The sequence below is a fragment of the Nocardia sp. NPDC059177 genome (assembly GCF_042755165.1).
In the GTDB taxonomy this organism is placed as follows: domain Bacteria; phylum Actinomycetota; class Actinomycetes; order Mycobacteriales; family Mycobacteriaceae; genus Nocardia.
In genome coordinates, this window is record NZ_JBHZBX010000001.1 from 439,788 (window position 1) to 458,281 (window position 18,494).

Sequence of the window (18,494 nt, forward strand, 5' to 3'; positions counted from 1 at the left end):
ACCCAGGACTCGTGAATCGTTATCTCCCGGTGAGGTACCACCACTGGCCGGTGAAAACACCCCGGCGGCGTACCGGAACCTAGGCGTCCGGGCCGCGGACACCCAGGTAGTACTGGATGCGGCCGGGATAGGACACCGAGTCGAGGCGGAAGAGCTGGACGTCGACGGTGTAGTACTCGCCGGTGTGCAGATCACACAGCCGCATCGCGGCGTGCTCGCGGCCGTACACGGTGTCGCCGTCGTCCCAGATGCGGCGGAAATCGCGGTACTCGGCCAGCTCGTCGAGCAGCTCGGTGGCCCATTCGCCGCCGCCCTGCTGACCGATCAGCCCGCGCAGCCAGTGCACGGTGAGGGAGGATTCCTGCTCCCATTCCACCATCACCTTACGCGAGAGCGGATTTCCGAAGAACCAGCGCAGAATGTTCACGTCTTCGAGCAGCCCGGGGAAGGCGCGATCGTAGGATTCGTTGGCCGCCAGCATGTTCCACCGGGTGTCGACGTAGGCCGCCAGATCGGGTTCCTGCAACGCCAGCGTGCGGCGCATCTCGGCGGTGATCTCGGCGCGTAGCTCGTCGACGCTGGGATTGTCCACCGGGGTCAGCCCGGCCAGGTCGAACAGGTGCCTGCGCTCGATATCGCTGACCGGAGTGATCCGGTCGAGATAGCGCACCAGCGCGTCGACCACCGCCCGGGTCGGCCGGTCGCGGTCACCGCTTTCCAGATGCGTGATGTAACTCGAACTCACCCCTGCCGCGAAGGCTAATTTCTCTCGCGACAGCCGCCGGTCGTCGCGGAGTCGCCGCAGCAACCCCCCGAGTGTCGGCGGCCTCGGTGGACCCGCCGGGCCGTCGGATGTCGACTTCGGTAGCACCCCAACCCTCCCTGTCTGCACGGGCCAATCCTGGATGACGGTTCAACCATGATCCATCCGCCGTACGGAAAAGATGCCGTTTCTTTATATTGACACGACGTCATTTGGATAGTTAACGTCGGGCAACCATGTGAAAGATCGCGAAATGCGGTGTGCGGAACCGAATTAAAAGGATTCGAATTCGTTCCGTTCAGTAGTGCTATAGACTTCGCGCCCGTTACCGGTCGAGTGGTTTCCTGTTACCCGCGGACGCACCCATTCGACCGGCCGCGCGCCCCTCGCGCCGATGTGCGGCCCGTCACATCCGGCCTGTTCAGCGGGCATGCCAGGCGTGTAAACAAATGTAAACCGCCGGAGAAGCAAGCGTTTCCGAAGCATCACCGCACCGCCGCCGACATGCTTCGCGACGCTCACGACCGACCTGCCCGATGACCATTCCCCCAGGTAGGCCCCTGATCGCCGGCGCGGGGCCAGGAACGGCCCGTGACCACCAGATTGCGCCGCCCTCACACCTCACAACCCCTCGAACGAGGATGTGAAAAGTTGGTTTTGCGGGATCGTCCAGCCTCCTTAGAGTTGCCGACAACAGCCCGATTTGCACAGCTCGAAGGGGGCGTCGTGGTTAATTCGCGCACTCATGGTCCGTCGCCCGCCGATATCGGCGACACATTGCTGAACCTCGGAAAGTACTTCCAGCGGGGCGAGGTCTCCGCCGATCAGCGCTCGGTCCACAAGGTCGGTGGACGCGACGCCGACGCGTTCTACCGCGACCGCTGGTCGCACGACAAGGTGGTGCGCTCCACCCACGGCGTGAACTGCACCGGCTCGTGCTCCTGGAAGATCTACGTCAAGGACGGCGTGATCACCTGGGAGTCCCAGCAGACCGACTACCCCTCGGTGGGCTCGGACAAGCCCGAGTACGAACCGCGCGGCTGCCCCCGTGGCGCCTCGTTCTCCTGGTACACCTACTCACCCACCCGGGTGCGCTACCCGTACGTGCGCGGCACGCTGCTCGACCTGTACCGCAAGGCCAAGGCCGAGCTCAAGGACCCGGTACTGGCCTGGGAGTCCATCGTCGAGGACCCGGTCAAGGCCAAGGCCTACAAGGCCGCGCGCGGCAAGGGCGGCTTCGTGCGCGCCGAGTGGTGGGAGGCCGCCGAGATCGCCGCGGCCGCGCACGTCTACACGATCAAGCAGTACGGTCCCGACCGCGTGGCCGGCTTCTCGCCGATCCCGGCGATGTCGATGGTCAGCCATGCCACCGGCGCGCGCTTCGTGTCGCTGCTCGGCGGCTACATGCTCTCGTTCTACGACTGGTACGCCGACCTGCCGGTGGCTTCGCCGCAGGTCTTCGGCGATCAGACCGACGTGCCGGAGTCGGCCGACTGGTTCGACGCGGGCTATCTGATCATGTGGGGCTCCAACGTCCCGGTGACCCGCACCCCCGACGCGCACTACATGACCGAGGCGCGCTATCGCGGCCAGAAGGTCGTCGTGGTCTCCCCCGACTACGCCGACAACACCAAGTTCGCCGACGAGTGGGTGGCCGCGCGGCCCGGCACCGACGCCGCGCTGGCGATGGCCATGGGCCACGTGGTGCTCAAGGAGTTCTTCCTCGACAAGCAGACTCCGATGTTCACCGACTACATCAAGACCTACACCGACCTGCCGTACCTTATCTGCCTCGACGACACCGCCGAGCAGAGCGGTTCGCTGCCGGGCAAGTTCCTCACCGCCGCCGATCTGGGCCACACCGGCGAGGGCGTCGAACACAAGCCGGTGCTGCTGGACCAGGCCGGAAACCCGGTGGTGCCCAACGGTTCTCTCGGTCACCGCTTCGGCGCGAGTGACGCGGGCAAGTGGAATCTCGACCTCGAGGGTGTCGACCCGCTGCTGACCCTGTTCGGCCATTCCGACGACGCGCCCGCCACCATCGCCCTGCCGCGCTTCGACACCGACACCGCCGAGACGATCCTGCGTGGCGTGCCCACCAAAATCGTTGCGGGCAAACGGGTCACGACGGTCTTCGACCTGCTGCTCGCGCAGTACGGCCTCGGCCGCGACGGCCTGCCCGGCGAATGGGCCAAGGGCTACGACGACGCCGATTCGCCCTACACCCCGGCCTGGCAGGAACGCATCACCGGCGTGCCCGCCGTGCAGGCCGCGCGCATCGGCCGCGAATTCGCCGACAACGCCGAACGTTCCGGCGGTCGCTCGATGATCCTGATGGGCGCGGGCACCAACCATTGGTTCCACTCCGATCAGATCTACCGCGCCTTCTTCACCCTCACGCTGCTCACCGGCAGCCAGGGCAAGAACGGCGGCGGCTGGGCCCACTACGTCGGCCAGGAGAAGTGCCGTCCGGTCACCGGTTGGGCGACACTGGCTTCCGCGGCGGACTGGCAGCGCCCGCCGCGCCAGATGCAGGGCACCGTGTTCTGGTACCTGACCAACGACCAGTGGCGCTACGACCCGTTCACCTCCGACTCCTTCGCCTCGCCGCTGGGCAAGGGCAAGTTCGCCGGCCGCACCGCCGCCGACAATATCGCCCTGGCCAGCCGGCTCGGCTGGATGCCGAGCTACCCGACGTTCAACCGCAACCCCCTGGATCTGGCCGACGAGGCCGCCGCTGCGGGGAAGACGCCCGGCGAGCATGTCGTCGACGGGCTGAAGTCCGGTGACCTGCGCTTCGCCTGCGAGGACCCCGACGCACCGGAGAACTTCCCGCGCGTGCTGACCGTCTGGCGGGCCAACCTGCTCGGCTCCTCCGGCAAGGGCAACGAGTACTTCCAGAAGCATCTGCTCGGCTGCGGCTCCAACCTGCAGACCACCGATGCCACCGGCGTGCGCCCGCAGGAACTGGAATGGCGCGAGGAAGGTGCCGAAGGCAAGCTGGATCTGCTGCTGGCCCTGGACTTCCGCATGACCAGCACCACCCTGTTCGCCGACATCGTGCTGCCCGCCGCCACCTGGTATGAGAAGCATGACCTGTCCTCCACCGACATGCACCCCTTCGTGCACGCCTTCTCCCCGGCCATCTCCCCACCGTGGGAGGCCAAGACCGACTTCGAGGCGTTCCACCGGATCGCGCGTGGGTTCTCCTGGCTGGCCGAGAAGCATCTCGGCACCCGCAAGGACATCGTCGCGGTGCCGTTGCAGCACGACTCCCCGGACGCGCTGGCCCAGGCCGGTGGCACCGTGCTCGACTGGAAAGCCGGTGAGTGCGAACCGATTCCGGGCAAGACCATGCCCAAGATCGTCGAGATCGAACGCGATTACACCAAGATCGCCGAGAAGCTCGCCGCGCTGGGCCCACTGGTCGACACCCTCGGCGTGACCACCAAGGGCATCACCACCTACCCGGACAAAGAGGTGGCCTACCTCGCGGGCAAGAACGGCACCGTGGTCTCCGGTGTCGCGGCCGGGCGGCCCTCACTGGCCAAGGACACCTTCGCCGCCGAGACCATCCTGGCGCTGTCGGGCACCACCAACGGCCGCCTCGCGGTCGAGGGCTTCCACGAGCTCGAGCGGCGCACCGGCACCGAACTGGCCGACCTCGCGAAAGAGGCCGAGGGCAAACAGATCACCTTCGCCGACACCCAGGCCCGTCCGGTGCCGGTGATCACGTCGCCGGAATGGTCGGGTTCGGAATCGGGCGGTCGCCGGTACTCGCCGTTCACCATCAATGTCGAGCGGCTCAAGCCCTGGCACACCCTCACCGGCCGCCAGCACTTCTACCTCGACCACGACTGGATGATCGAACTCGGCGAGCAGCTGCCGATCTTCCGGCCACCACTGGACATGACGGCGCTGTTCAGCGAGCCCTCGATCGGCAATGTCGCCGGCGGCGGTGTCACCGTGCGGTACCTGACGCCGCACTCCAAGTGGTCGATCCACTCCGCCTACCAGGACAACCTGCACATGCTGACGCTCTCGCGCGGCGGTCAGACGATCTGGATGTCGGATCGCGACGCCGCCAAAATCGGTGTGGCCGACAATGATTGGATCGAAGCCACCAACCGCAACGGCATCGTGGTCGCCCGCGCGATCGTCTCGCACCGGATGCCGGAGGGCACGGTCTTCATGTACCACGCCCAGGACCGCGCCGTGGACGTGCCGCGCATCGAGGGCACCGAGACGACCACCAAGGAAGCCAAGGGCAAGCGCGGCGGTATCCACAACGCGCTCACCCGGGTGCTGATCAAGCCATCGCACCTGATCGGCGGCTACGCCCAGCAGTCCTTCGCCCTGAACTACCACGGGCCCACCGGAAACCAGCGTGACGAAGTGACCACGATCCGTCGCCGTAACCAGAACGTGGAGTACTGACATGCGCGTAATGGCTCAGCTAGCCATGGTGATGAACCTGGACAAGTGCATCGGCTGCCACACCTGCTCGGTGACCTGCAAGCAGGCCTGGACCAATCGTGGTGGCACCGAGTACGTCTGGTTCAACAATGTGGAAACCCGTCCCGGCCAGGGTTATCCGCGCCAGTACCAGGATCAGGAGAAGTGGAAGGGTGGCTGGACGCTCAACAAGCGCGGCAAGCTCACCCTGAAATCGGGCTCGCGTTTCAAGCGCCTGATGAACATCTTCGCCAACCCGGACCTGCCCACGGTCGAGGACTACTACGAGCCGTGGAGCTACGACTACGACAACCTGCTGGCCTCCCCGCCCACCGACACCACGCCGGTGGCGCGACCCAAATCGCTGATCACCGGCCAGGACACCCAGGTCACCTGGGGTGCCAACTGGGACGACGACCTGGGTTCGGGTCCCGAAGCGGTCGGCAAGGACCCCTTGCTCGGCAAGCTCGAGGACAAGGTGAAACTGGAGTTCGAAGAGACCTTCATGTTCTACCTGCCGCGCATCTGCGAGCACTGCCTCAACCCCTCGTGCGCCGCCTCGTGCCCCTCGGGCGCGATCTACAAGCGCGAGGAAGACGGCATCGTGCTCGTCGACCAGGACAAGTGCCGTGGCTGGCGCCAGTGCATCACCGGCTGCCCGTACAAGAAGATCTACTTCAACCACAAGACGGGCAAGGCGGAGAAGTGCACCTTCTGCTACCCGCGCGTGGAGGTCGGCATCCCGACCGTGTGCTCGGAGACCTGTGTCGGGCGGCTGCGCTACATCGGCGTGATGCTCTACGACGCCGACGCAGTACTCGAGGCGGCCCAGGTGACCGACCCGAAGGACCTGTACCCCTCCCAGCTCGGGGTGTTCCTCAACCCGCACGACCCGCGCGTGATCGCCGAGGCCGAGAAGGCCGGTATCTCGCCGGAATGGATTGCCGCCGCGCAGGATTCGCCGGTCTACAAGCTGATCGTCGACTACCAGCTCGCGTTGCCGCTGCATCCGGAATACCGCACCATGCCGATGGTCTGGTACGTGCCGCCGCTGTCGCCGGTGGTGGACGTGCTCAGCGAGACCGGGCACGACGGTGAGGACGCGGGCAACCTGTTCGGCGCCATCGACGCGCTGCGCATCCCGATCGAATACCTGGCCGAACTGTTCACCGCCGGGGAGATCGGGCCGGTGCGGGCCTCGTTGCAGCGGCTGGCCGGGATGCGGGCGTTCATGCGGTCGGTGAACCTCGGCGAGGAGCCCGAGGAGGGCATCGCGCCCTCGATCGGGCTAGAGCCCGAAGAGATCGAGGCCATGTACCGGCTGCTGGCCATCGCCAAATACGAGCACCGCTACGTGATCCCGACCGGCGCGACCTCGCGTGCGCACGAACTGGATTCGCTCGCGACCGGGTGCAGTCTCGACACCGACGGCGGGCCGGGCATGACCGCGTTCGACCAGGTGGTGGAGAAGTTCTCCCTGGCAGACACCAATCAGGCCGCGCCCGAGGACAAGTCGGGGCGGATCAACCTGCTCAACTGGGACGGGCGATCCACCAGCGGACTCCTCCCCACGGCCAACGGCAACGGCAACGGCAACGGCAACGGCAACGGGCATAGCGGCAACGGCGCCGGGTCCGGTGGTGGCGGCAACGGCGCCGCGGCCACCGATGCCGCGGTGAGTGGAGCGGCGAAATGAGCCGGGGCACACGCGCGGGTGAGGGACGCCGATGAGCCTTCTCTCGATTCGCCGGCGACCCCAGCCGGTCACCGTCATGGCCGAACGCGACCGCCGGGTCGTGTGGCGCCTCGCCGCGCTGCTGCTCGACTACCCCGGCGAGAAGACCCTCGACCTGCTCGACCAGATTGCCTCCGCCGCAGCCGAATTGCCCGCCGAGGTGAGCGCGCACTTCGAGGCGGTACTGACCTACCTGCGCGACACACCCTCGATCGAGGTGGCGCAGAGCTATGTCGAGACCTTCGACCTGCGCCGCCGGGCCAGCCTGCACCTGACCTTCTACGCCTACGGCGACACCCGCAAACGCGGGATGGCGCTGCTGCGGTTCAAGCACGCCTATCGTCAGGCGGGCGTGGAACTCGGCGACGAGGAACTGCCCGACCACCTGCCGGTGCTGCTCGAATTCGCCGCCACGGTGGATCCGATCGGTGGTGAGCGCCTGCTCGGCGAACACGTACCGGTCATCGAGCTGCTGCGATTGTCGCTGGGCGACAACAACTCTCCCTACAGCGGGGTACTGGCCGCGGTGCTCGCCACGCTGCCCCCGGTGACCACCGCCGACCGGCGCCGGATCACCGAACTCGCCGCGCAGGGTCCGCCCGAGGAAGAGGTCGGGCTCGAACCCTTCGCCATGGACCCCTCGTTGTTCGACGCCACGGAAGGCCGCCGATGAACGCCACCATCCCCGTCCCCGAAGGCCTGTGGCTGATCCTGCCCTATATCGCCGCGACTTCCTTTGTGCTGGGCCATGTCTGGCGCTACCGCTTCGACCAGTTCGGCTGGACCACCCGGTCCTCGCAGATCTACGAGTCGCGACTGCTGCAACTGGGCAGCCCGCTGTTCCACTTCGGCATGCTCGGGGTGTTCGGCGGACACGTGATGGGTCTGCTGATCCCCGAGTCCTGGACGCACGCGCTCGGCATCTCCGAGCACGCCTATCACATCCTCGCGGTGGGCGCGGGTTCCGTCGCGGGCCTGATGGTGGTGGCCGGGGTCGCCATTCTCTGCTACCGCCGCATGGTCATCCCGTCCGTGCGCACCAACACCAGCCGCAACGACATCATCATGTACACGCTGCTCACCCTCGCGCTGGTCACCGGCCTGCTCAACACCTGGGGCTCCAACCTGCTGTGGGGCACCTACAACTACCGCTCCACGGTCTCCCCCTGGTTCCGCAGCCTGTTCTCGATCACCCCCGAACCCGGCCTGATGGTCGGCGTCCCCTGGACCTTCCAGCTCCACGGCCTGGTAGTCCTGGCCCTGGTCTTCGCCTGGCCCTACACCCGCCTGGTCCACATGTTCAGCGCCCCCATCGGCTACCTGACCCGCCCCTACATCGTCTACCGCCGCAAGGAAGTAGACACCAAGGACAAAACTCGCTTCGCCAAGGCCTGGGACGCCCCGGTCACGCCGGACCGCTGGTAGCCGACCGCGACCACCACGCCCGCGGCCGCAGCGCGGCGTCGACCGCCTCCCGCAGTCCGGTCAACGCCGCGGCGGTCCGCGCGAACGGCCCGTCCGGGCTCACCGCACTCGCCGCGAGGTAGTCGATCTCGGTCCGCTGGATGTTCTCGGCGGTACACAATCTGACCTCGGTGATCTCGAGGCGGCGGTTCAGCTCGAAGGCCATGTTCTGCACGTCCAGCGCGCGCTGAAGGATGTCCTGATCGCGATGCTTGTGCAAGGCGTTCATGAAGACCGCCGCGTCGAGGGCCGCCAACCGCAGTCGCGGATAGATCTGGCCCGGCTTCGGCCGAGCGGCGAGGTCCCGAGCCTCCCCCAGCAGAATGCTGCTGCGGGCGAGGTCGTGGGCCATCGCCCGCAGTGCCTGTCGGCGTCCCTCCGCCGCGGCGGTGACCCGATCGGCCGGGATCCCGCAGATCGCCGCGGCGATGAGCAACAGCGCGTTGATCGGTTGCATGACCGGACGTTGCGCGTCGAAGCACCACACCACGCTGTGCACCAGCACCGCCACCAGCAGACCCGCGGTCAGCGAGCGCAGGACGAGCAGCCTCATCGCGGATCACCGGCACCGAAACGCGGTGAGATGTTCCCGTTGTCCGCCCAGAGCCGTTGCAGCGGGCTGCGCACGGCGTTGTCGATCTCGTTGTACCGCAGCAATATCAGCAGGTTGGAGAAACCGCGACGGTCCACGGCGATCCGCTGATCGATGGGGTGCAACCCGGCTTCCTCGCCGGCATCACCCAGATGCGCTTCGTCGAGCAGCCGGGCCAGGCGCTGCACGGTGTACCGGCGCCCGACCAGCACCTCGATCCGCTCGCCCACCCGGAACGGCACGAACTCGCGGTTGGGCAGCATGAGCTGGATGTCGCGGTTTCCCCGGTTGACATAGACACCCTCGACCCGAATCGCGTCGTGCACGACGGTCGCGGAGAAATCGAGCCAGTTGGTGTCGATGGTGAGATTCGTGTACACGGCCAGCGCCGCGGTGACAAATTCGTTGTAGCTGCGATTCCCGCCGCGTTCGCGCTCGACGGTGCGCACCGCGACCTCGTCGAGGCGGGCCGTGGTGGCGACCTCGAGCACCAGCCGGTCCTGGGGGCGCAGGATCGCGGCGAGGTTGCGCAGGAAGAGCGCGTCGTCGTCGACATTGCCGAGGCTGCCGCCCAGCAGGCTGTACAGGATCGGCTCGTCGCCGGCGAACTCCGCGACGAAGGCGCGCAGGGCCTCCAGGTTGTCCTCGTCCTCGAAGTCCATCTCCATCAGCAACACCCGGCCGGGCATCCGCTCCCGGGTCTCCTGGGTGCCGAGGTTGAGCATCGAGGTGCTGATGTCGACGGCCATGTAGTACGTGGTGCCGCCACTGCCTGCGTGCAGCCGATCGAGGATATGGCGGTCCTTGTCGCCGGTTCCCACCCCCAGGCTGACGTAGTGGTAGGGCTGTTCGCTCAGGACCGGATGCAGTTCGTCCCAGTTGCGGCCGAAGGTCGCGATGCTCTCGTAGGTCAGGGGATGCGAGGGGTCCTTGGAGGTCTGCATCCAGGCGATGGTCGGCACGAGGCCGATATAGCGATGCTTGTTCTGGACCCGTTTGCCCGTGTGATCGCGGGCCGGATCGCCCCGGAGCGACCGGACCATCTCCTGGAGGAACGACCGGGGATCCTCGCGATCGATCGTGTGCATCCAACGATCCCAGCGGCCGCCCAGGGCTCGTTCCATCCGTCGATACAGTCCGTCGTCCATGCGGCCCCCTGCTCAGAGCCCGGCCGCTCGGACTTCGATCGGCGGCCGAGAGACTCCATGATGCCGAGCGTTCGTCGACCTGTCACGAAATCGCTGTGGGGGTCTGAGCAGTGGTCATCCGCTGAGCGGGATTGGGGCGATCAGGAGGCGGTGCCGGGGCTGTGCGGGCTCAGGCGGGGCCGAGCGCCTTGCGGACGGTGTCGAACCAGGCCTGGGTCTCGACCAGGCCCTTCTCGTTGTCCTTGCGGCCGCCGGCGAAGCCGAACAGGTCGGCGGCGAAGCGGCTCAGGACTGTGGCGTCGTTCTCCTCGAGGTCGGTGAGGATCTCGGTGTCGCCGAGCAGGTAGGCGACCACGGCGGTCTGGCCGGTGGGCCAGGTCGTGCGATGGGGTGCCCAGCCGTCGGCGCGTACCGCGCGGGCCTTGGTCAGCAGGTCGTCGCGCAGGGCGGCGCGATCGGCGTCGGTGGGGCGGCGGGGCTTGCCCCAGGTGATCCGTTTCGCGTCCGACATCTCGAATCCTTTCGCTGACGTGCGGGCATCCTGACACTCAGGTGAGGGTCGCAGATGGTGGCCGGACGGTCCGCATCGCCCCGCCGTCAGCGGTGTCGCAGGTCAGCCCGCGCGCAGGAATCGGCCGGTCTGCTCGGTGCCGAGGACCGGGTCCTTGGCACCGTCGCCGAAGACGTAGCGGCCGCCGACGAATACCGCGGTGACGGTGTCGTCGTTGCGGTTGACCATGCGCGAGAGATTGTCGTACTCCGGGACCGGGTGTTCGGCGTAGGCGTCGAGGCTCTCGTCGAGGTGGGCCGGGTCGATGACGACCACGTCGGCGCGGTCTCCCACGCGCAGGTGGCCTGCGTCGATGCCGTACCAGTCGGCGAGTTCGCCGGTGAGCCGGTGCACCGCGTGCTCGATGGTCATGAACGGGGTGCCCGCGCGTTCGGCGTCGGCGACCCGGCGCAGCAGGCGCAGGCCGAAGTTGTAGAAGGCCATATTGCGCAGGTGCGCACCGGCATCGGAGAAGCCGAGCTGGACGCCGGGGTCGGCGGCGAGAACGTTGAGCACCTTCTCCCGGTGGTTGGAGATGGTGGTCCGCCAGCGCAGTTTCGACCCGTGTTCGAGTACCAGGTCGAGGAACGCGTCGACCGGGTGCAGGCCGCCACGGTCCAGGCCGACCTGGCCGAAGGTCTTGCCGAGCACGGTGGGGTCGGGGCAGTCGACGATGTCGGCGTCGAAGAAGTCGCGATGCCAGACGCGCGGGCCGAACTTGTTGTCGTAGTCCTTGCGGAACCGGCGCCGGTACTGCTCGTCGGCGAGCATGTGGCGCTGCTCGTCGATGTCGTTCGACAGGTGCAGTGCCGCCGCGCCGGACCCGAACTCCTCGAAGATCACCAGTTCGATGCCGTCGGCGTAGACCTCGAAGGGCACCGGCAGATGCTGCCAGCGGAAGTCGCCCTTCAGCGCGTTGATGATCCTGGCCAGGAACGGAAACACCTTGGCCACACCGGGAATCGCCTTGATGTCGGCGGCGGAGAGCAGGCTCACCTTGAGCGGCCCGCGCCACAGCCCGATGCTGCTCGCCGCCATCGAGATCAGGGTATCGACGCGGTTGACATCGGGACCGCCCTGCAATGCTCGGCCACGCCTGCGCAGGATGGTGTTGAGCGCGCGGCGTTCGGCCCTGGTCGAGTACGTCGACGGAAGGGTGCGCGACCGGCACATCTGCCCGTCGAGTTTGTCGAACAGCAGCCGCTGCGAGGACATACCGACGAAGCCCGCGTCGAGCGCCTCGGTGAGCATGGCCGACATGGTGGCGAGTTCGGCCTCGGTGGGTTTCACGTCTTTGCGCGTCGCCCGGTCCAACCCCATGACCGCCGACCGCATGTCGGAGTGGCCGATGAAGCTCGCCACATTGGGGCCCAGCGGCAGGGCGTCGAGCGCCTCGGCGTATTCGGCGGCCGAACCCCAGCTCTTGGTCTGCTCGATCGCGCGCACCACGTGGGCGCGCGGAATCGCCTCGACCCGGCCGAACAGGTCGCCGGCAAGTTCGCCGTCGCCGTGGACGGTCGACAGGGAGCAGGAGCCGAGCAGCACAGTGGTGATGCCGTGACGCACCGACTCCGACAGCGACGGGTCGAGGAGCACCTCCACGTCGTAGTGGGTGTGGATGTCCACCATGCCGGGCAGGACCCACTTGCCGGTGGCGTCGACGACCCGGGCGCACCCGGTTTCGTCCAGCGGTGTCGCCGAGATCTCGGCGACCTTTCCGTCTTTGATACCGACGTGCCGGATCGCCGAGGGCGCCCCGGTGCCGTCGAACCAGCGGCCTGCTTTGATGATGCTGTCGAACATGTCGGCCCCTCTCACAGCGCCAGATCGCGGCGCGTGACTTTACCTGTCGCATTGCGCGGCAAGGCTTCTCCGGTGAATCGCCAGCGGGCGGGCACCTTGAAGTAGGCGAGCCGTTCGGCGACGAAGGCGCGCAGTTCCTCCTGCTCGACGGCACCCGGTTCGGCGACGATCACCGCCGCCACCTCCTGCCCGAGATCGGGATGGGCGACCCCGAAGACCGCGCAGTCGGCGACCGCCGGGTGCTCGCACAGCACGTTCTCGATCTCGGTGGGATACACATTCTCGCCACCGCGCAGGATCAGGTCGGTACGCCGGCCGGACACGGTGAGCCTGCCGTCGGTGAGAGTGCCGAAATCACCGGAGTGCAACCAGCGTTCGGCGTCGACAGCTTTCGCGGTCGCCGCCTCGTCCTGCCAGTAGCCCAGCATGACGTACGGGCTGCGGATGCAGATCTCGCCCTCTTCGCCTTCGGGCAGCACGGTGCCGTCGCTATCGCGGATCTGCACCGCGACGCCGATGATCGGCCTGCCGACCGAGGCGTCGTCGGCGACCAGGTCCAGCGGGGTCGCCACGGTCGCCGCGGTGCCGCTCTCGGTGAGGCCGTAGCTGGTGGTCAGCGCGAACTGCAACGACGGGATCTTCGCGCGCAGGCTGGCCAGCAGCGCGGGTGAGGACGGCGCGGAGTTGAGCGAGAGCGCCGCCAGCGAGGACAGATCATGTTGGGCCACATCGTGATCCAGCAGTCGCGAGGCCATGGTGGGCACGGCGGCCCAGTTGGTCACCCGCTCGCGTTCGACAAGGCTCAATACCCGGCCGACCTCGAAGGCGCCGTGCGGGAACACTGCCGCCGCGCCGGTCACCAGGCGCGGGATGACCAGGTTGTGCAGGCTGGCGATGTGGAACAGCGGCGCGGTGACCAGGTAGCGACGTTCGCTCGGGGCGTCACTGGGCGGCTGACCGGCGAAGGCGGCGAGCATGGCGTCGGTGTAGCGGTGATAGTCGCTGATGGCGACCATGTTCCGCTGCGAATGCACCACGCCCTTGGGCCTGCCGCTGGTGCCGCTGGTGTAGAGGATCACCGCCGGGTCGTCCTCGTCGACCGGCGTGCTGGGGATCTCGCCGCCGCTGTGTTCGGCGATGAGCGCGGGCAGATCGGCCTCCATCGTGAGCACCGGGACCGTCGTATCAGGCAGCAGCGCAGCCCTTTTCGCGTCGGCGATCACCACCTTCGGCGCGGTGTGCTCGAGTCCGTAGGCGATCTCGCGCGGCGCCCACCAGGCGTTGTACCCGACCGGGATGGCGCCGAGACACTGCGCTGCCCAGAAGGTGATCACCCAGTCCGGGCCGTTGGCCGCCAGAATGCCGACCCGGTCGCCCTTGCCCACGCCGTAGCGGGCGGCCAGCGCGGTGGCCAGCACACCGGCCGCGGCGGCGTGTTCGACGAAGCTGAGCCGGCGGTCCTCGGTGATCAGGTAGTCGCGATCACCCCAGCGCAGCGAGTGCTCGAGCAGTTCGCGCAGGCTGCGGCGACGATTGGCGAGCACCGGGATCGGTACGCCGAGTACGGGTTCGACGGTCATCTCGAACGGCGCGCCGGGCGCGGTGAGGCTCGCGGCGACCTTGGCCACGAACTCCTGGGGGTCAACGACATCGGTCATGGTGGGCTCCATCAGGGGATGAGGACGGCGCGTCCACGGATCGCGCCGGAGTCGAGTCGGTCGAAGGCGGTGCGGGCGTCGGCGAGGTCGAAGCGTTCGATCTCGGTGCGCACCGTGCCGGCGGCGGCCAGGGCGACCACGTCCACGAGGTCGGTTCTGGTGCCGCCGTAGGACTTACGCACGGTGGCACCCCACGGCAGGCCGGGTCCACCGGCCGGGCCGGAGTCGATGCCGGGCACGCCACCGGCCAGTCCGACCATCCGGTAGGCGCCGTTGGGGGCGACGGTCTCGACGGCGAGCTTCGCCGTGGCGTCGTTGCCGACGAAGTCGAACACCGCCTCGGCGCCACGGCCATCGGTGAGTTCGAGGACGGCGGCGGCGGTGTCGGCATCGGCCCGCAGGGTGATGTCGGCGCCGCAGGTGGTGGCCAGGGCGAGTTTGTCCGGGTCGACGTCGACCGCGATCACCCTGGTCTCGGTGAGCGCCTTCAGCAGCTGCACCGCGACATGGCCGAGTCCGCCGATGCCGATCGCCAGCGCGGTGGCGCCGGGCCGGAGCTGGTCCATGGCGCCACGGATAGCGTGCATCGGGGTGAGCGCCGCGTCGGCCAGCGGGGCGGCGTGGGCGAAATCGAGGTCGTCGCCGATCGGCACGAACGCGCGCGCCGGAATCCGGACGTATTCGGCCATGCCGCCGTCGGGACCGAGGCCGGGGCACGGCGGCATGGCCGTGCGACCCGCAGCCAGGCAGACATTCTCGTTGCCGCGCAAGCACTCCCGGCACTCGCCGCACGACCAGCACAGATAGACGATCCCGCGCTCACCGACCCGGCGATCACCCACCTGCGCGCCGAGAACCTCGATGGTGCCCGCGATCTCGTGCCCGAGGGTGAGCGGCCGCTCGCTCATCGGGAACGGCAGGCCCAGCACGAACGAATCCGAGTGGCAGATCCCGGCCGCCCCGACCCGCAGCAGCAGTTCGCCCGGCCCGGGTTCGGGGACCGGCACCGTGCGCAGCTCCAGGGTGCCCGGGGCGGTCAGCTGCATCGCGCGCATGCTCATCGGGCCGCCCCGACCGCGTCGAAGGTGGCCTTCAGGTACCGGTCGCAGCGATCGGAGCCGATCAGGCCGGTCGCCATCCGGTTCATGGTGTAGGCGAAGGTGACCCGGCGATCCAGGTCGTTGACGACCATCGACCCGCCGTACCCCGCCCACCAGCAGACCCGGCCGTCGGGGATGTGCGGGAAGGTCTGCGGCCGGGGCAGGCCGTAGCCGATGCCGAAACGCAGCGGGGTCAGCAGGGCCAGGTCGATGCCGTCGGCCTGCTCACGGAAGATCAGGTCGACGGTGGCAGGCGCGAGGAACCGCCTGCCGCCCAGCTCGCCGCCGCCTGCGATCAGCGACTGCACGCGCGCCACCGAACGCGCGTTGCCGTGCCCGTTCACGCCGCCGAGTTCGGCCGCCCGCCACGCCGGGGTGGCGGTTTCGGTGATCTCGAGCCAGGGGCTGGTGAGCGTCTTGATCAGCACGCTGTCCTGGTCCAGTGTCGACAGGTCGAATTCGGGCAGCTCGGGCGGGATCAGGGTGGCGATCCGGTCGGCGTGTTCGGCACCGGTGCCGATGTGGAAATCGGCGCCGAGCGGGCCGGCGAACTCCTCGGCGAAGAACCGGCCGAGGGAGCGGCCGGTGCGGCGGCGCACCAGTTCACCGATGAGATGGCCGTAGTTGATGGCGTGGTAGCCCGAGGCGGTGCCGGGCTCCCACCAGGGCGCCTGGGTCGCCAGCCGGGCGGCGGCGGCCTCGGTGTCGTAGATGTCGGGCAGGGTGATCGGCTTGTCCCAGCCGGAGACGCCCGAGGTGTGCGAGAGCAGGTGACGCAGCCGGATGTCGTGTTTGCCGTTGGCGGCGAACTCGGGCCAGTAGGCGGCGACCCGTTCGTCGAGGTCGAGTTCGCCGCGGTCGATGAGCAGCAGCGCGCACAGGGCGGTCATCGTCTTGGTCACCGAGAAGACATTGACCAGGGTGTCAGCACCCCAGGCGGTGGTCTGGTCCGGGTCGGCGTAGCCGCCCCAGAGGTCGAGGACCGGCTCGCCGTCCACCGTGACGCACAGGGCCGCGCCGAGTTCGGCACCGGTGGCGAGCTGTTCATCGAAAGCCGCACGGACACCAGCGAATTCGTCGCGACAGAAACCAGCGGAGGCGCTCATCGCGACACCCCCACTGCGGCGCGCGCGGGCACCGGCAGCGTATTACCCACGGCGGCCGCACGTTTCGCGCCGCGTTCCATCTCCTTGGTCATCGCGCGCACATACGGCTCGAACTCGATCTGGATGGTGTGGCGTGGCGAGTCGTAGTAGCGGCCCGCCCGCCGGGCCTCCTGCTCGCGCAGCACGGTGTCGATCTGCGCGCGCGGCGGCAGGTGATAGCGCCCGGTCAGGTAGGCGGCGACAAGCTTGCTCTGCTGCTCGGCGAAGTTCACCAGCGTCGGCATCGGCTGGGCCAGACCGAGATAGAACAGGTTGTCCACACCGGGCTTGTGCATCATCTGGAACAGCGAGAAGCGATTGGCCTGGTCGGGCACGAGCTCGGCGTCGGTGAAGAACGGGAAGCTGATGTGATAGCCGGTGGCGCACACGATCACGTCGACCTCGGCGCTGGTTCCGTCGGCGAAATGCACAGTGCTGCCGTCCAATCGGGTGATCGCGGGCTTGCACTCCACATCACCACAGCCGGCCCGGTGCAGGAATTCCTCGCTGGCCGAGGGATGGGCCTCGAACGGCTCGTGATCGGGCGTGGGCAGACCGTAGGTGCTCATCTCGCCGCGATTCTTGCGGACGAAGCGCTGCTTGAGCTTGAGCGCGACCTTGCTCGGCATCCAGGATGGCATCGAACGCCGGTCCCCCACTTGACCGTTCACATACTTCGGCAGCACCCAGACACCGCGGCGGGCCGAGACGTAGAGCTTGGCGGCGAGGAACCGCTGCGACAGTTCCGAGGCGATGTCGAGCCCGGAGTTACCCATGCCGACCACCACGACGCGCTTGCCGCGCATGTCGACCGGGTCGAAGGGGTCGTTGTAGGCGTGGCTGTGCATCAAAATGCCGTCGAATTCGCCCGGGTAGTCCGGGAATCGGGGATTCCAGTGGTGCCCGTTGCAGACGATCAGCGCGTCGTAGACCTCGGTCTCGCCGGCCTGGGTACTGACCCGCCACAGCCCGGCGTCGTCGCGTTCGGCGGCGGTGACCAGGGAGTTGAACCGGATGCGCTCGCGCAGGCCGAAATGGTCGACGTAATCCTTGAAGTACTGGAGTAGCTGGGAGTGGTGCGGGAAGTGCGGCCATTCCTCGGGCGCGGGGAAGTCCTCGAATTGCAGGCGGTACTTCGAGGTGTCGATGTGCAGGCTCTGATAGCACGCCGACATACCGTTGGGGTTCTTGTAGTACCAATTGCCGCCGACTTCGTCGGAGGCCTCGTAGACATCGAACGGGATCCCGTTCTCGGCCAATCGCTTGGCGACGGTGATACCCGAAGGTCCGGCGCCGATGACGCACACCCTGGGCAACTCGCGTGTATCCATGCACAACTCCTGTACGGCCGCGATCGACTCCTGAGCCGGCCGAGTGACGTGAACCACAGCGTAACTTCTCGCTGGACATCGTGTCCAGTGAATGAGCGGATCGTCTAGGATGCAGTCATGGGGACCGGACCGACAGCGCATCGCGGCTCACTGCGCGAGGAACAGAAGCGCCTGACCAAGGCCAAGATCGTGGACACCGCGCGCTCGCTGTTCGAGACCCAGGGCTACTCCGATGTCCGCGTCGAGGACATCGTCGCCGCCGTCGGCTGTAGCCGCGCGACGTTCTACCTGCACTTCACCAGCAAGAGCGAGGTCCTGCGCGCGGTCGCCAACGCGGGCACGCTCAACAGCGTCCGGGAGTTCTACGCCGATCTGGACCGGGTGCTCACCACCGGTTCGCGCGCGGCCTTCGAGGAGTGGGTCACCCGCGCGATCTACTGGTTCCTCACCAACAAGGACATGCTCCCGGCCTGGGACGAGGCCACTGCGCTCGAACCGGAATTCCGCGCGGTGGCGCGCGAGGGCATCATGACCCTGGCCGACAGCATGCCCGCCTTCCTCGCCCGCTGGCCGGCCGACCGCCGCGACGAGGCCCGGTTGCGCATCGAACTGCTGGTCGCCCAGCTGGAACGCTTCTTCACCCGGTGGGCCCTGCAAGGGACTATCGACGTCACTGCCGACAAGGCCGCCACCGTGCTCACCGATGTCTGGTTCCCCGCGCTCCAGGTGCCGGCCGAATAGCGCTGCGCC

General features: G+C 67.7%; 14 protein-coding genes. 5 read left to right on the plus strand and 9 right to left on the minus strand.

The annotated features are described in order from the left end of the window. Positions 1-79: 79 nt before the first annotated feature. Complete coding sequence (locus ACFXK0_RS02010) at positions 80-892, minus strand: helix-turn-helix transcriptional regulator (protein WP_379407784.1); 813 nt, start codon at positions 890-892, stop codon at positions 80-82. Between the two features lie 597 nt (positions 893-1,489). Here ACFXK0_RS02010 and ACFXK0_RS02015 point away from each other — a divergent pair. The 4 genes from ACFXK0_RS02015 to narI are packed head-to-tail and all read left to right on the plus strand — an operon-like array spanning position 1,490 to position 8,378. After that, on the plus strand, positions 1,490-5,200 hold the full coding sequence (locus ACFXK0_RS02015) for a nitrate reductase subunit alpha (protein WP_379407786.1): 3,711 nt from the start codon (positions 1,490-1,492) through the stop codon (positions 5,198-5,200). 10 nt (positions 5,201-5,210) lie between these two features. Next, entirely contained in the window at positions 5,211-6,914 is a 1,704-nt protein-coding gene (gene narH, locus ACFXK0_RS02020) for a nitrate reductase subunit beta (protein WP_379407787.1), read from the plus strand. A 31-nt stretch (positions 6,915-6,945) separates the two neighbouring features. Further along, positions 6,946-7,626, plus strand: coding sequence for a nitrate reductase molybdenum cofactor assembly chaperone (gene narJ, locus ACFXK0_RS02025; RefSeq protein WP_379407788.1), 681 nt, complete (start codon positions 6,946-6,948; stop codon positions 7,624-7,626). Beyond that, positions 7,623-8,378, plus strand: coding sequence for a respiratory nitrate reductase subunit gamma (gene narI / locus ACFXK0_RS02030; RefSeq protein WP_379407790.1), 756 nt, complete (start codon positions 7,623-7,625; stop codon positions 8,376-8,378). The genes narJ and narI overlap by 4 nt, the downstream gene beginning before the upstream one ends. Here narI and ACFXK0_RS02035 read toward each other — a convergent pair. The 8 genes from ACFXK0_RS02035 to ACFXK0_RS02070 all read right to left on the minus strand — a co-directional run bounded on the left by ACFXK0_RS02035 (position 8,359) and on the right by ACFXK0_RS02070 (position 17,744). After that, entirely contained in the window at positions 8,359-8,970 is a 612-nt protein-coding gene (locus ACFXK0_RS02035; RefSeq protein ID WP_379407791.1) for a hypothetical protein, read from the minus strand. The genes narI and ACFXK0_RS02035 overlap by 20 nt on opposite strands. Then, positions 8,967-10,157, minus strand: coding sequence for an L-histidine N(alpha)-methyltransferase (locus ACFXK0_RS02040; RefSeq protein ID WP_379407792.1), 1,191 nt, complete (start codon positions 10,155-10,157; stop codon positions 8,967-8,969). The genes ACFXK0_RS02035 and ACFXK0_RS02040 overlap by 4 nt, the downstream gene beginning before the upstream one ends. Before the next feature lie 169 nt (positions 10,158-10,326). Beyond that, on the minus strand, positions 10,327-10,668 hold the full coding sequence (locus tag ACFXK0_RS02045; RefSeq protein ID WP_379407794.1) for a hypothetical protein: 342 nt from the start codon (positions 10,666-10,668) through the stop codon (positions 10,327-10,329). Between the two features lie 102 nt (positions 10,669-10,770). Then, entirely contained in the window at positions 10,771-12,510 is a 1,740-nt protein-coding gene (locus tag ACFXK0_RS02050) for an amidohydrolase family protein (protein WP_379407795.1), read from the minus strand. Between the two features lie 11 nt (positions 12,511-12,521). Next, a complete protein-coding gene (locus tag ACFXK0_RS02055; RefSeq protein WP_379407797.1) occupies positions 12,522-14,168 on the minus strand; it encodes a class I adenylate-forming enzyme family protein in 1,647 nt (548 codons plus the stop codon). Positions 14,169-14,179: 11 nt separating this feature from the next. Further along, on the minus strand, positions 14,180-15,223 hold the full coding sequence (locus ACFXK0_RS02060) for an NAD(P)-dependent alcohol dehydrogenase (RefSeq protein ID WP_379408061.1): 1,044 nt from the start codon (positions 15,221-15,223) through the stop codon (positions 14,180-14,182). A 2-nt stretch (positions 15,224-15,225) separates the two neighbouring features. Beyond that, a complete protein-coding gene (locus ACFXK0_RS02065) occupies positions 15,226-16,374 on the minus strand; it encodes a serine hydrolase domain-containing protein (protein ID WP_379407798.1) in 1,149 nt (382 codons plus the stop codon). Continuing rightward, the gene (locus ACFXK0_RS02070; protein WP_379407799.1) at positions 16,371-17,744 is read right to left on the minus strand and encodes a flavin-containing monooxygenase; all 1,374 of its coding nucleotides are present in this window, start codon (positions 17,742-17,744) and stop codon (positions 16,371-16,373) included. The genes ACFXK0_RS02065 and ACFXK0_RS02070 overlap by 4 nt, the downstream gene beginning before the upstream one ends. A 117-nt stretch (positions 17,745-17,861) precedes the next feature. Here ACFXK0_RS02070 and ACFXK0_RS02075 point away from each other — a divergent pair, with 117 nt between their 5' ends. After that, a complete protein-coding gene (locus ACFXK0_RS02075) occupies positions 17,862-18,485 on the plus strand; it encodes a TetR/AcrR family transcriptional regulator (RefSeq protein ID WP_379407801.1) in 624 nt (207 codons plus the stop codon). The last annotated feature ends 9 nt before the right edge of the window (positions 18,486-18,494 follow it).

Excerpts from the sequence above, each read along its gene's own strand:
- ACFXK0_RS02060 (WP_379408061.1), bottom strand. The coding sequence starts at position 15,223 with ATGCGCGCGATGCAGCTGACCGCCCCGGGCACCCTGGAGCTGCGCACG.
- ACFXK0_RS02070 (WP_379407799.1), bottom strand. The coding sequence starts at position 17,744 with ATGGATACACGCGAGTTGCCCAGGGTGTGCGTCATCGGCGCCGGACCT.
- ACFXK0_RS02055 (WP_379407797.1), bottom strand. The coding sequence starts at position 14,168 with ATGACCGATGTCGTTGACCCCCAGGAGTTCGTGGCCAAGGTCGCCGCG.
- narJ (WP_379407788.1), top strand. The coding sequence starts at position 6,946 with ATGAGCCTTCTCTCGATTCGCCGGCGACCCCAGCCGGTCACCGTCATG.
- ACFXK0_RS02065 (WP_379407798.1), bottom strand. The coding sequence starts at position 16,374 with ATGAGCGCCTCCGCTGGTTTCTGTCGCGACGAATTCGCTGGTGTCCGT.
- ACFXK0_RS02050 (WP_379407795.1), bottom strand. The coding sequence starts at position 12,510 with ATGTTCGACAGCATCATCAAAGCAGGCCGCTGGTTCGACGGCACCGGG.
- ACFXK0_RS02040 (WP_379407792.1), bottom strand. The coding sequence starts at position 10,157 with ATGGACGACGGACTGTATCGACGGATGGAACGAGCCCTGGGCGGCCGC.
- narI (WP_379407790.1), top strand. The coding sequence starts at position 7,623 with ATGAACGCCACCATCCCCGTCCCCGAAGGCCTGTGGCTGATCCTGCCC.
- narH (WP_379407787.1), top strand. The coding sequence starts at position 5,211 with ATGGCTCAGCTAGCCATGGTGATGAACCTGGACAAGTGCATCGGCTGC.
- ACFXK0_RS02075 (WP_379407801.1), top strand. The coding sequence starts at position 17,862 with ATGGGGACCGGACCGACAGCGCATCGCGGCTCACTGCGCGAGGAACAG.
- ACFXK0_RS02035 (WP_379407791.1), bottom strand. The coding sequence starts at position 8,970 with ATGAGGCTGCTCGTCCTGCGCTCGCTGACCGCGGGTCTGCTGGTGGCG.
- ACFXK0_RS02045 (WP_379407794.1), bottom strand. The coding sequence starts at position 10,668 with ATGTCGGACGCGAAACGGATCACCTGGGGCAAGCCCCGCCGCCCCACC.